The 13,076-nt window shown below is 64.4% G+C and carries 13 protein-coding genes; 11 read left to right on the plus strand and 2 right to left on the minus strand.

The genetic code is table 11. From position 1 onward, the window contains the following. Positions 1 to 70 precede the first annotated feature (70 nt). The 11 genes from C8J30_RS06790 to C8J30_RS06840 all read left to right on the plus strand — a co-directional run bounded on the left by C8J30_RS06790 (position 71) and on the right by C8J30_RS06840 (position 10,517). On the plus strand, positions 71 to 262 hold the full coding sequence (locus C8J30_RS06790; RefSeq protein WP_110805031.1) for a hypothetical protein: 192 nt from the start codon (positions 71 to 73) through the stop codon (positions 260 to 262). 128 nt (positions 263 to 390) lie between these two features. Continuing rightward, positions 391 to 1,266 carry a Flp pilus assembly protein CpaB gene (gene cpaB, locus C8J30_RS06795; RefSeq protein ID WP_110804954.1) on the plus strand — a complete coding sequence of 292 codons (876 nt, stop codon included), beginning with the start codon at positions 391 to 393 and terminating at the stop codon, positions 1,264 to 1,266. A gap of 192 nt (positions 1,267 to 1,458) precedes the next feature. Then, positions 1,459 to 2,877 carry a type II and III secretion system protein family protein gene (locus tag C8J30_RS06800; protein ID WP_110804955.1) on the plus strand — a complete coding sequence of 473 codons (1,419 nt, stop codon included), beginning with the start codon at positions 1,459 to 1,461 and terminating at the stop codon, positions 2,875 to 2,877. A 25-nt stretch (positions 2,878 to 2,902) separates the two neighbouring features. Continuing rightward, entirely contained in the window at positions 2,903 to 3,550 is a 648-nt protein-coding gene (locus tag C8J30_RS06805) for an OmpA family protein (protein ID WP_245909717.1), read from the plus strand. Positions 3,551 to 3,786: 236 nt separating this feature from the next. Then, positions 3,787 to 5,052, plus strand: coding sequence for an AAA family ATPase (locus C8J30_RS06810; RefSeq protein WP_110804957.1), 1,266 nt, complete (start codon positions 3,787 to 3,789; stop codon positions 5,050 to 5,052). A gap of 21 nt (positions 5,053 to 5,073) precedes the next feature. Further along, on the plus strand, positions 5,074 to 6,552 hold the full coding sequence (locus tag C8J30_RS06815; protein ID WP_110804958.1) for a CpaF family protein: 1,479 nt from the start codon (positions 5,074 to 5,076) through the stop codon (positions 6,550 to 6,552). Between the two features lie 14 nt (positions 6,553 to 6,566). Beyond that, positions 6,567 to 7,535 carry a type II secretion system F family protein gene (locus C8J30_RS06820; RefSeq protein ID WP_110804959.1) on the plus strand — a complete coding sequence of 323 codons (969 nt, stop codon included), beginning with the start codon at positions 6,567 to 6,569 and terminating at the stop codon, positions 7,533 to 7,535. A gap of 10 nt (positions 7,536 to 7,545) precedes the next feature. Continuing rightward, the gene (locus C8J30_RS06825) at positions 7,546 to 8,559 is read left to right on the plus strand and encodes a type II secretion system F family protein (protein WP_110804960.1); all 1,014 of its coding nucleotides are present in this window, start codon (positions 7,546 to 7,548) and stop codon (positions 8,557 to 8,559) included. Positions 8,560 to 8,562: 3 nt separating this feature from the next. After that, positions 8,563 to 9,126 (plus strand): tetratricopeptide repeat protein, encoded by a 564-nt coding sequence (locus C8J30_RS06830; protein WP_110804961.1) that lies wholly within the window; start codon positions 8,563 to 8,565, stop codon positions 9,124 to 9,126. Positions 9,127 to 9,151: 25 nt separating this feature from the next. Beyond that, the gene (locus C8J30_RS06835) at positions 9,152 to 10,012 is read left to right on the plus strand and encodes a tetratricopeptide repeat protein (RefSeq protein WP_110804962.1); all 861 of its coding nucleotides are present in this window, start codon (positions 9,152 to 9,154) and stop codon (positions 10,010 to 10,012) included. A 1-nt stretch (position 10,013) separates the two neighbouring features. Then, positions 10,014 to 10,517, plus strand: coding sequence for an A24 family peptidase (locus tag C8J30_RS06840; protein WP_110805032.1), 504 nt, complete (start codon positions 10,014 to 10,016; stop codon positions 10,515 to 10,517). On the opposite strand, the gene C8J30_RS06845 is transcribed toward C8J30_RS06840, so the two are convergent. Both C8J30_RS06845 and C8J30_RS06850 read right to left on the minus strand, forming a co-directional pair. Then, positions 10,510 to 11,370, minus strand: a complete 861-nt coding sequence (locus tag C8J30_RS06845) for a 4-(cytidine 5'-diphospho)-2-C-methyl-D-erythritol kinase (RefSeq protein WP_110804963.1) — start codon at positions 11,368 to 11,370, stop codon at positions 10,510 to 10,512. The two genes, C8J30_RS06840 and C8J30_RS06845, sit on opposite strands and share 8 nt — an antisense overlap. Then, on the minus strand, positions 11,357 to 13,075 hold the full coding sequence (locus C8J30_RS06850) for a tetratricopeptide repeat protein (RefSeq protein ID WP_110804964.1): 1,719 nt from the start codon (positions 13,073 to 13,075) through the stop codon (positions 11,357 to 11,359). The genes C8J30_RS06845 and C8J30_RS06850 overlap by 14 nt, the downstream gene beginning before the upstream one ends. Position 13,076 lies beyond the last annotated feature (1 nt).

Below are 13,076 nucleotides of genomic sequence, written 5' to 3' on the forward strand. Positions count from 1 at the left end.
CGCCGCCTTGCCCGTGCATAGCCGGGTTGGAATGCCGCAGGCCGCATGGAGCACAAGAATGGGGAAGAGCATGACAGCAGCAGGCTGGACCTGGATCCTTTGCGAAGAAGACGGCGCGATCACGGTCGATTGGGTCGTGCTCACTGCGGCCGTCGTGTCAATGGGCATGCTTGCCGGGGGGATCGTCTGGACGAACTCCGGCAGCGTCGCGCGCAATGTGTCATCCTACATCGGCTCGCAATCGGTGATCACCACGTTCTGAGTTGCAATGCGGTTTGCTGCACCGCCTCAGCGGCTTCCCCGAGGCCATGAAATTGCCCGAATTCACGTCGAGTGTCCGGAACAGTATTTTGGCCGAAGGTTCGGCCTTGAAAGGAACATGGTGAGCCGATGCGCATGATTGTCGCTCTTGTGCTGGTTTTGGGTGTCGCCCTTGCCGGTGCCGCCGTTTACATGGCGCAGCAGCAGATCTCGCAATTCCAGAACGAACGCGACATGCTTGTGGCCGAGCAGGCGAATGCGCCGAAGCTGGTCGATGTCGTGATCCTGCGCCGGGCGCTGGCCTATGGGGAACGGTTCACCGCCGCCGATCTCGGTGTGATCAAGATGCAGGAGGGCCATCTTCCCGAGGGGATCTTCCATTTGGTGGCAACGCCGCTTGGGGCGCCCGAAGAGGCGCTCGCGGCCTCGGTCTTCCCGGGCGGCGAAACCCGTCCGCGCGCCGCGCTGCGCTCCTATGATGCGTATGAGGCGATCCTCGCGAACAAGATCACCGCGCCCGGCGTCGATGCCGGGATCATGGCGAACCTGTCGCCGAACATGCGCGCCTTCACGATTTCGGTGAACGCGACGACCGGGGTTTCGGGCTTCCTGCGGCCGGGCGATCGCGTCGACGTCTACTGGTCGGGCGAGGTGAATGGTGAAAGGGTGACGAAGCTGATCGACACCAGCCTGCGTCTGATCGCGATCGACCAGAGCGCCGATGCCGACCGTTCCGAGGAAACCAAGGTCGCCGCCACGGTGACGGCGGAGGTGACGCCCGAACAGGTGGCGGCCCTGACGTTGGCGCAAGGCACCGGCGAGTTGACGCTCTCGCTCGTGGGGATGCAGAACACCTCCGATCCGGGTGCGATCGAGATCGACCGCAACAAGCTTCTGGGCATTCAGGCGCAAGAAGCGGTGAAAGTCGAAGCCGAACGGGTTTGCACCGTGAAGATGCGCAAGGGCACCGAACTGGTCGAGACCCCGATCCCCTGCAAGAACTGAGTGCCGAGCCCCCTGCCCGGGGCCGCGGCGGATATGCGGCTTGGGCACATTCCGCAGGAAAGGGGCCGCAAAAACGGTTGATTCTTGCAAAAAATCAAACACTAGGGCATTGTCAGTGCCACAGCGGTGAAAATCACCGATACCGGGCGTCAGATCCGGGTAGAGCAGCGTGATCGGAGAGGCAGGATCACCATGAATATGAAGAGTTTCTTCGGCGCTTGCGCGATGGGTGTCGCGCTCGCGTCCGGTGTTTCGGTCCCGCTGTTCGCGGAAACGCTGCGCATTGTCTCGGGCACCGGCAGCACACCGCTCGCTGTGCCGATGAACCGGGCCGTGGTTGTGGAAAGCGACAAGCCGTTCTCTGAACTGTCGATTGCCAACCCCGGTATCGCCGACGTCACGACCCTGTCGGACAAGACGATCTACGTTCTGGGCAAGGTTCCGGGCCGCACGACGATGACGGTTCTGGGCGCGGATGGCGCGCTGCTTTCGAACGTCGAAGTGCAGGTCACCCCCGACATCGCCGAATTCAAGGAACGCCTGAAGCAGATCCTGCCCGGCGAGAATATCGAGGTCCGCACCGCCAACGACGGCATCGTGCTGTCGGGCACGGTCTCGTCTTCGTCGAAGCTCGACCGCGCGCTTGATCTGGCCAAGCGCTATGCGGGCGACCGGGTTTCGAACCTGATGAACGTCGGCGGCACGCAGCAGGTGATGCTGAAAGTCCGCTTCGCCGAGATGCAGCGCTCGGTGTCGAAAAACCTCGCCTCGTCTCTGGCGATGAAAGGGACGGTTGGCGGTGGCAATGCCCAGACGGGCGTCAGCACCGGCACCGGCAATTTCACCGCCAACGGCGCGCTGGCGAATGCTTTCCCCTCCAGCGGCGACGGCACCTTCCCGATCTCCAGCAGCACGCAGGGCGCGCTGGGGCTTGGCTTCACCGTCGGCAACATGGAATTCGGCGTGCTGCTCGAAGCGCTTGAAAGCAAGGGCATGGTCCGCACGCTGGCCGAGCCGAACCTGACCGCGCTCTCGGGCCAGCAGGCCAAGTTCCTGGCGGGTGGCGAATATCCGATCCCGGTGGTGTCCGACAACGGCGTCTCGATCGAATACAAGCCCTTCGGTGTCGAGATGACCTTCGTGCCGCGCGTCGTCGAAGGCGATCTGATCAACCTCGAGATTGCGGCGGCCGTCTCGGCCATCGACACCTCGGTGACGATGACGAACAACGGCACCACCGTGAACGCCTTCAAACGCCGCGAGACCTCGACCACGGTCGAGATGCGTGATGGCGAAAGCTTCGCCATCGCCGGCCTGCTGCAGGACGATTTCAACGATCTGAACAGCCAGATCCCGTGGCTGGGCGACGTACCGGTGCTGGGCTCGCTGTTCCGCTCGACCGCGTTCGAACGCAAGCAATCCGAACTTGTCATCATCATCACGCCGCATCTGGTCACGCCCACGCATGGTGAGGCGCTGGCGCTGCCGACCGACCGCGTCAGGCTGCCGAGCGAATCCGAGCTTTTCCTGCGCGGCAAGACCGAAGGCGGTGCCGCGGGCGAAGTTGCCAAGCAGGACTTTTCCGGCTCCTATGGCTATGTGATGGAGTGAGAGGATGCAGGGTAGGGGCCAGACCATGCGCTATTGGGTGATCGTGGCGGGCGCATTGGCGCTGGCAGGATGCGGGACTTCGGAAGTGGGCAGCCAGTATGAAACCGGCGGTTTCGGCAATGCCACGATGAACAACACGCTGGTGATGACGGGGCAGCGCGACTTCGCCATCAGCCTGACCCGCAAGTTTGCGCAAGATGTGCCCAACACGGTCAACTTCGCCTTCAACTCCGATGTGCTCGACGGCACGGCTCGGGCGGCGCTGGTGCAGCAGGCGAACTGGATCAAACAGTTCCCCGAGGTGAAATTCCGCGTCTATGGTCACACCGATCTTGTGGGCTCGGATGGCTACAACAAGGCGCTGGGCCTGCGCCGTGCCAAGGCCGTGGTCACCTTCCTGACCGGGCAGGGGATTTCCCGCGCGCGGCTGGAGGCGGTCGTGTCCTATGGCAAGACGCAGCCGCTCGTCTACGATCCGGGTCCGAATGTGCAGAACCGCCGCACCGTGACCGAGGTCTCGGGGCTGGTGAAGCGCAACACGCAATATCTCAACGGCCAATATGCCGAGCTGGTGTTCCGCGAATACGTCGCCTCGGCGGCGACGGAGAGCACGATCACGCTTTCGACGGGCAGCGCCACCGGCGGCGGTGGCGGCGGCGGGTCGTCCAAGTAACTTGGTCAGGTATTCCGGTTTGCAGGCGGGCTTTGGCAACAAGGCCCGCTTGTTTCGTTGATCGTCGCCAATAATCCCACAATTGGAACAATCCGGCCCAAATGTCGCCCAGATTGGTCGCGACCTTGGGGAGGCAGGAAATGGCACGTCCGCTGAGTCGTGCCCCTTTCGTGGCTGTGCCGGTCGTTGTTTCCCCCCGGTTCACGTCACGGAATGCGTAACAAAGGACCGAGGCAATGAGTGCAGCAGCAATTCTTTCTCCGGAACCGGCGCCGATCGTGGCCTGCACGGTATCGCGGGACGTCTCGAATTTCGACCTTCTGATCGAGGACATGGAAGCCGAGCTTGGCGAAAGCTGGGGCGACCTGACCTTCGAGGATGCGGTGGTCTTCCTCAATCAACCCGACGCCGAGATGCTTGAGTTCGTCGCCATCGCCGTCGACAGCGAAGACGAAAACAATCTGGCGCGGATTTCCGGCATCATCGGCACCGCCAAGGAAAAGGGCATCCGGGTGATCCTGATCGCCGAGGAAGTCAGCCCGATCGCCCTGCACCAGCTGCTGCGCCTTGGCGCCGATGACTTCGTGCCCTATCCGCTGCCCGAAGGCGCGCTGCACGAGGCGATCGAGCGTCTCGGCCAATCCGACCTGCCGCCCGAGATGCCCGCCGTTCCCGCGGCGCCGCCGAGCTTCAAGAACACCGGTGGGCGCGATGGCGTCGTGCTGCCGGTGCATGGCCTGTCAGGCGGGGTGGGGGCGACGACCTTCGCCGTGAACCTGGCCTGGGAACTGGCCTCGCCCGAGGCCTCGAAAAAGGCGCCGGTGCAGCCGCCGCGGGTGTGCCTGCTCGACTTCGACCTGCAATTCGGCTCGGCCTCCACCTATCTCGACCTGCCGCGCCGCGATCTGGTGTTCGAACTGCTGCAGGACACCGCCCATATGGATGTCGAAAGCTTCAATCAGGCGCTTTTGACCTTCAACGACCGGCTGCATGTGCTGACCGCCCCCTCCGAGATGCTGCCGCTCGACATCGTCACGTCCGAAGATATCTCGCGCATCATCGAGATGGCGCGGTCGAACTTCGACTTCGTGGTGATCGACATGCCGAGCACCGTCGTCAGCTGGACCGAGACGGTGCTGAGCCAGGCGCATCTTTACTTCGCGCTGATGGAACTCGACATGCGCTCGGCGCAGAACACCTTGCGGATGATCCGCGCGCTCAAGGCGGAAAACCTGCCGATCGAGAAGCTGCGCTTCGTGCTCAACCGCGCGCCGAAATTCACCGATCTTTCGGGCAAGTCCCGGGTCAAGCGGCTGGCGGAAAGCCTCGATATTTCGATCGAGCTGATGCTGTCGGATTGTGGCCGCATCGTCACGCAGGCGAATGATCACGGTCTTCCGCTGGCGCTCTCGGCGGCCAAGGCGCCCTTGCGCAAGGAAATCCAGAAGCTCGCCCAGTCCATCGCCGATTTGACCCGCGCCACCGAGGCCGCCACGGCCTGAACGGCTCTCCGGAGTTAGCCCATGTTCTCGCGTTACAAGAAACCCGCCACCGGTGCGCCCACACCCGCTGCCCTTGCCCCCCGATCTGCCGCCGCTCCCGCGGCTCCGGTCGCGGCCAAGGCGCCGATTGCCGCGCCCGCCGAGGCCCCGAAAGCATCCGTGCAGCGCAAGGTGATGCCGGGGGCCCCGGTTTCGCCGCAGGTGGCGGCGGCTGACAAGGACCGCAAGCGCAAGGAACGGATGGGCGAGCTCAAGGTCGAGCTGCACAAGCGCCTTTTGGAAAACCTGAACCTTGCCGCGCTCGAACATGCCTCGGAAGCCGAGCTGAAATCCGAGATCGCCGCGATCTCGGGTGAGGCGATGACCGAAATGTCGGTCGCCCTGAACACCGCCGAGCGGCAAAGCCTGCATCAGGAGCTGTACGACGAGGTGATGGGCCTCGGGCCTCTTGAACCGCTTCTGAAGGACGACACCGTTTCCGATATTCTGGTGAACGGCCCGAACCAGATCTTCGTCGAACGCTTCGGCAAGCTGCAGCTCAGCGATGTCACCTTCAAGGATGAAAAGCACCTGCTGCGGATCATCGACAAGATCGTGTCGGCCGTGGGCCGCCGCGTCGATGAAAGCAACCCCTATGTCGACGCCCGTCTGGCCGATGGCTCGCGTTTCAACGCGATGGTGCCGCCGATCGCCGTCGATGGCTCGCTCGTCTCGATCCGGAAATTCAAGAAGGACAAGCTCGCGATCGACGATCTTGTCCGCTTTGGTGCCTTCACCGAGGAAATGGCCGCCTATCTGCAAGCCGCGGTTGCAACGCGGCTGAACGTCATCGTCTCGGGCGGGACGGGCTCGGGGAAAACGACGACGCTGAACGCGCTGTCCAGTTTCATCGACAACTCCGAACGCATCCTGACGATCGAAGACACGGCCGAACTTCAGCTGCAGCAGACCCATGTCGGCCGGATGGAAAGCCGTCCGCCGAACGTCGAGGGCAAGGGCGCCGTGACCCAGCGCGACTGCTTGCGCAACGCGCTGCGGATGCGTCCCGACCGGATCATCGTCGGCGAAACCCGCGGCGAGGAAGTCATCGACATGCTGCAGGCGATGAACACCGGCCACGACGGCTCGATGACGACGATCCACGCCAACAACGCCCGCGACGGCATCTCGCGTCTGGAAAACATGGTGGCGATGGCGGGCATCGAAATGCCGCTCAAGGCCGTGCGCAGCCAGATCGCCAGCGCCGTCAACCTGATCGTGCAGGCCTCGCGTCTGCAGGACGGCTCGCGCCGGATGGTCTCGATCACCGAACTGACGGGGATGGAAGGCGACGTGATCTCGATGCAGGAAATCTTCCGCTACGAACGGCTTGGCCTTGCGCCGGATGGCAAGATCATCGGCCGCTTCACCGCCACGGGGGTGCGCAGCCACTATTCGGACCGGTTCCGGCAATGGGGCTATGACCTGCCCGCCTCGATCTACGAACCGGTTCAGGACTGACGAGGGAAGCACGCATGATCATTTCCGCCACGCCGATCATCTATGGTCTGATCTTCGTCGCCGTGCTTTTGCTGGTCGAGGGCATCTACCTGCTCGTCTTCGGCAAGTCGATCTCGCTCAACAACCGGGTGAACCGCCGTCTCGAGATGCTCGACAAGGGGCAGCGGCGCGAACAGGTGCTGGAGCAACTCCGCAAGGAAGCGACGCAGCATTCGAATGCGCAGGGCATCCCGCTGTATTCGCTGCTCGCTTCGAAAGCGCAAAAGGCCAATATCGCCTTCTCGCCCCCCGCGCTGATGGGGGTGATGGCGCTCGTCAGCTTCGTGGCTTTTCTGGGTCTGACGCTCGGCACACAAGCCTCGACCCCGGTCCGGGCCGCTCTGGCCGTTCTGATGGGTGTGGGCGGGGTCTATTTCTGGATCAACGGCAAGGCCAACAAGCGCCTGAAACTGGCCGAGGAACAGCTGCCCGATGCGGTCGAGCTGATGGTGCGCAGCTTGCGCGTGGGCCATCCCTTCGCTTCGGCGATTCAGGCGGTGGCAAAGGAAATCCCCGATCCCTTGGGCACCGAATTCGGCATCATCGCCGACGAGGCCGCCTATGGCCGCAACGTCGTCGATTGTCTGCGTGATCTGGCGGAACGGCTCGACATGCAGGATCTGCGCTTCCTCGCCGTCGCCGTGTCGATCCAGCAGACCTCGGGCGGCAACCTCGCCGAGGTGCTGGAAGGTCTGGCCAAGGTGATCCGCTCGCGGTTCCGGCTGTTCCGCCGCGTCCGCGCCATCACCGCCGAGCCGAAATGGTCGGGCATCTTCCTGTCGGGCTTCCCGATTGCGGTGCTGGTGGTGATCCAGGTGGTCTCGCCGAACTATTACGACGGGGTCAAGGACACGCCTTCGTTCATTCCGGCCGCGCTGATCGTCTTTGCGCTGCTCGGGGCGAACATGCTGTTCATGAAGGTCATGACGACGATCAAGGTGTGAGGAGGCCGGAATGTCCCTGAGTGCGATCACCGAGACGCTGACCAACATGCTGGGCCCGATGGGCCCGGTCATTGTCGTTGCGGGCCTTGGCGCGGTCCTGATCCTTGCGGCGCTGCCCGCGCTCTTGTCGAAACGCGAAGACCCGCTCGACAAGTTGCGCAAGAGCGTGGCGGCCAGTGGGGGTGTCCCCGGCGGCGCCCAGCAGGCGGCGGCGAAGAAGGGACAGAAGCTGCGCAACACCTCCGGCCCCGACAAGCTGGAGAAATTCGCGGGCTTTCTGGAGCCGCAAAGCAAGGAAGAGATGTCGGAAAGCCGGAAATGGCTGCAAAAGGCGGGCTATCGCGGCCCGCATGCGGTGCGCCATTTCCACGCCGTGCAATTCGCGCTGGCGATCGGGCTTCTGCTGCTCGGCGTGCTTTACGTGCTGTCCTACAATGCCGGGCATGAAGTGCCGCTCGACTCGACCAAGGCGGTTCTGGCGATCATCGGCCCGGCCGTGCTTGGCTATTATGCGCCGCGCCGCTGGGTGAACCAGCGCGTCGATGCCCGCACCGCCGAGATGCAGAACGGCTTTCCCGATGCGCTCGACATGCTTCTGGTCTGCGTCGAGGCGGGCCAATCGCTCGATCAGGGCATCATCCGGGTGTCGAAGGAACTCGCCACCTCCTATCCCGCGCTGGCCGAGGAATTCGAAACCGTCGCCCACGAGATCAAGGCCGGTCTCGACAAGCCTTCCGTGCTGCGCGCCTTTGCCGATCGCTCGGGCGTTCCCGATGTCGCCTCCTTCGTCACCGTGATGATCCAGTCGCAACAGTTCGGCACCTCGATTGCCGAGGCGCTGCGGCTTTACGCGGCCGACATGCGCGACAAGCGGATCATGCGCGCCGAGGAAGCGGCGAACAAGATCCCGACCAAGATGACGCTCGGCACGATGCTCTTCACCGTGCCGCCGCTGCTCATCATCCTTGTCGGTCCCTCGGTCCATGATATGATGGAAAACTTCAAAGCCTTCAGTCAGATGTGATCCATGGGCCTTTCCTTTCGCGCTTTGGGCGCGGCACTGTCGCTCTGCCTTCTGGCCGCCTGCATGTCGGGCGGCCTTGGCGCATCGAAGGGCAGCCCCTTTGCGCCCGGCGCGGCCGAGGGCGACGGGGTGGACGGGCTTCTGGTCGGGCACCGGCTGATGGAGGCGGGGGAATATGAACTCGCGCTCAAGGCCTATTACCGCGCGGCGGCGGAAAAGGGCGCGACGGTCGACGTGCTTTCGGCCATCGGCTCGGCGGACCTGAAGCTTGGCCGTCTGGGGCAGGCGGAACAGATCCTGCGCCGTGCCACCGAAAAGGACGAACGCTTCGTGCCCGCCTGGAACAACCTTGGCGTCGTGCTGATGGAGCAGGGCCACCCGGCCGAGGCGGCGCGGGTCTTCCAGATCGCCTATGGGCTCGACAGTGGCGATTCGGACTCGATCCGGCAAAACCTGCGTCTGGCTCTCGCAAAAAAAGAGAAACCTGATTATGATCCGCCGACGGACAGACCGTTCAAGCTGGTCCGGCGGGGGGTGGGCGAGTACCTTCTGCTGACCGAGCAGTGAGGCACGAGCAAAAGGACGCAGAAACATGCGCCACCCGATCTTTCTGGCCGCCCTTGCGGGCGGAGCGCTTGTTCTTGGCGGCTGCATGGGCAGCGAAAAGGCCGAGGTCAACAAGGCGCTCGACTCGGTCAACGCGGTTGATGCGACGAACCTTTCCGACATCATGCTCACGGTGGGCGACCCGCGCGAGGCGGTAAGCTATTTCACCCGTGCCACGAGCGAACACCCCGACCGGATCGATTTGCAACGCGGGCTCGCCAAATCGATGGTGCGGGCCGGGCAGGCCGATGCGGCGATCGGGGTCTGGAACCGCGTCCTTGCCATGCCCGCGGCGAATAATGACGACAAGGTTTCGCTGGCCGATGCGCAGATCCGCGCGGGCAAATGGGATGAGGCCAAGGCGACGCTGAACACCATTCCGCCGACGCACGAAACCTTCGAGCGCTACAAGCTCGAGGCGATGGTGGCCGACAGCGAGAAGAACTGGAAGAAGGCCGACAGCTTCTATGAAACCGCGGTCGGGCTGACGACGCGGCCGTCGAGCGTGCTGAACAACTGGGGCTTCTCGAAGCTGTCCCGGGGCGATGCCAAGGGCGCGGAAAAGCTTTTCTCCGAGGCGCTGACCTATGATTCCGCCTCTTTCACCACGAAGAACAACCTGGTGATGGCGCGGGCGGCGCAGCACAAATACGATCTTCCCGTCGTCGACATGACCCAGACCGAGCGCGCGAAGCTGCTGTATACGGCCGCGCTCTCGGCGATCAAGCAGGGCGACGTGGCGATCGGCAAGGGCCTGTTGCAGGACGCGGTCGATACTTCGCCGGTCTATTTCGAAGAAGCCGCGCGGGCGCTCGAAGCGCTTGATGCCGGCGGCAAGCGGGGCTGACATGCTGGGTCTGAGCGTCTCGCAGGCGGCCTTGGCGCTGTTCGTCGCCGTGCTGCCGATCTGCGGTTGGGTGATCTACACCGACCTGAAATTCATGAAGATCCGCAACGTCGCGGTTCTGGCGCTGGTCGCGGTCTTCGCGGTCGCGGGCTTTCTGGTCCTGCCGCTCGAGGTCTGGATGTGGCGCTGGGTGCATCTGCCGGTGATCCTTGTCATCGGGCTCTTGCTCAACATCGCGCTGGGCGTGGGCATGGGCGACGTGAAATTCGCCGCTGCAGCCGCACCGTTCTTTTCCGCCGATCCGGGGCGGGTGATGCTGGCGATCCTGCTGCTGCAGGCCTGCCTGATCCTCTGCTTTGCGGCCCATCGCATCGCCCGGGCGATCCCGGCGGTGCGCGCGGCAACGCCCGACTGGGCCAGCTGGGGGCACAAGAAATTCCCCTTCGGCCTCGTGCTGGTCGCGACGCTGCTGGGCTATCTCGGGCTGATCGCGGCGATCACCTGACGGTGGCCGCCGCCTTTTGCGCCTGATCGCCAAGGCTGCCATGCGCGCTCCACCAGCCCGGGTGGCTTGCCGCAAGGGCAGTCTGCGCCGCTTCCGCCTCGGCTTCCGAGCCGAAGAGGCCAAAGCAGGTGGCCCCCGATCCCGACATCCGCGCCAGCTTGCAGCCGGGCAGGGCGGCGAGCACGGCCAGCACCTCGGCAATCACCGGCGCCTGCGCCACGGCCGGGGCCTGAAGATCGTTGCGCTGATCCGCAAGCCAGCCAATGCAGGCGCCCGCATCGGCAAAGGCGGGGATCTCGGGCAGGGGCGGGTTGTCCTTCACCGTCAGCGCCTTGAAGACCGATGGCGTCGGCACCTCGACGCGCGGATTGACCAGCACGGCGGGAAGCGGGGGCAGGGCGACCGGGGTCAGATCCTCGCCGATGCCGCGGGTGCGGGCCGGGCGCGGGTCAAGGCACATCGGCACATCGGCCCCGAGTTTCAGCACCGCGGCCGCATCGGGCAGGGGCTGGCCGGTCAGCGCCGCCATGCCGCGCAGCGCCGCCGCCGCATCGGAGGAGCCGCCGCCGATCCCGGACGCCGCGGGCAGGCACTTTTCAAGCGTCACCGCCGCGCCCACGCCAAACAGCGCCGCGGCCTTCAGAACAAGGTTCTCCGGCCCTTCCGGCACGGCAGCGCCCTCGGGGCCGCTGACCTTCAGCACCAGCGCGTCAGCCGGGGCGAGCGTCAGCGCATCGCCCACGGGGGAAAACGCGACAAGACTGTCGAGCAGATGATAGCCATCGGCGCGCTGGCCGGTGACATGCAGGGCAAGGTTCACCTTGGCGGGGGCAAAGACGTCAATTCTGGGCATGTTCGGGGTGCAGCGGTTTTGCACCTTCCTCCTTCAGCACGACATCCAGTCCGACCTCGAGCTTGCGGCGGACACGGTTCAGATCCAGATCATTCGACGGACCAAGGTTGAGCGCCCGGCGCCACTGGAATTCGGCCTCGCGGGTGCGGCCCACGGCCCAGTAAACATCGCCCAGATGGTCGTTCAGCAGCGGATCGGCGGGGGTCAACTCGACCGCCTTTTCCATCTGCACCACCGCCTCTTCGTAGCGGCCCAGCCGGTAATAGGCCCAGCCCAGACTGTCGGTGATGTAGCCATCATCCGGTCGCCCGGCGACGGCCTTCTCGATCATCTCGAGCGCCTCTTTCAGGTTCTCGCGTTTCTCGACATAGGAATAACCGAGGTAATTCAGCACCACAGGCTGATCGGGGGAGAGTTTCAACGCCTCGCGGAAGCCCTTCTCGGCTTCTTTCCACGCGCCAGACCGCTCCTGCGCGATGGCGCGGGAATACCACAGGCCCCAATCCTCCGGGCGCGGTTCGCCATTCAGCGCGATCGCCTTGTCATAGGCTTTCGCCGCCTCGGCATAGCGTTCTTCATGGCGCAGCGTGTCGCCGAGCGAGGACCAGGCATTGGGCAGGTCGGGATGAGTGCGGCTGAGTTGCTCCAGCACCTCGATCGCCGCATCCGAACGCCCTGCCGAGACCATCGCCTGCGCGCGCCCCAGTTCTGAGGCGTAGAAGGCCGGATTGTCCGGGCCGATTTCGGCATAGGCGGAAATCGCGAGGTCGAATTGATCTTGCGATTCCAGGATGTCGGCCGCCAGAAGCGCGGCATCGACGTCGTCCGGCCGCAGCCAGAGCGCCAGCCGCGTGTGGATCAGCGCGAAACCGGGCAACGAATCCGCATTCAGGGCGAGGGCCACCGACTGGAACACCTCGGCCACGCCATCGCGCGCCGATCCGATCCGGGTGAAGGGCAGGGTTTCCCCGGCTTCAAGCTGCTTGCGGATCGCGGCGATCTCGGGCGGCAGCGCCGCGCCATAGGCCTTGTCGATCAGCGCGATCGCATCCGGGTCGCGTTCCAGCTGCGAGAGCACCTGCACATGCGCCAGAATCCCGCGCCGGGTGCTGTTGAAGTAATCCGCATACTTGCCCGAGAAGATCGCTTCCGCGCTTTCGTAATCGCCGACCAGCGCCGAAGCCAGCGCCCGGTGATAGCCCGCAAAGCCGTCAAGCCCGTCGATCTTGCCCAGCTTCTCGAAGCCGTCCATCGCCTCGGACATCTTGCCCGCCCCGGCCAGCGCCCAGGCCTTGTAAAGCCCGCTCACCAGTTGACCGGCATCGCCGCCCTTTGCGAGCAGCGCTTCCCCGGCGGCAAAATTCCCCGATTTCGCGGCATCGGCGAGCATCACCAGCACCGCCACCTGCGAGGGTTTCTCGGCCTTGACCATTTGGGCGGCCAGATCGCGGGCGGCATCGACATCGCCCAGCGACAGGAGGCTGATCAGCAGACCCTCCTGCACGCGCCCGTCGGTGGGGTCGTCGGCCAGCAGACGCTGATAATATTTCGTCGCCTCGGCGTAGTTGTTGTCCATCGATGCGGCCTGCGCCGCCAGATAGGCGCCGTCATCCTCGGACCGGGCGGCGGTGACAGGCAGGGTCACGCCAAGGCCAAGGGTGGCGATCAGGCACAGGGCTGGCGAAAGTCTCGAAAGGAAGGGCACG

The organism is Rhodobacter viridis (assembly GCF_003217355.1).
Taxonomy (GTDB): domain Bacteria; phylum Pseudomonadota; class Alphaproteobacteria; order Rhodobacterales; family Rhodobacteraceae; genus Rhodobacter; species Rhodobacter viridis.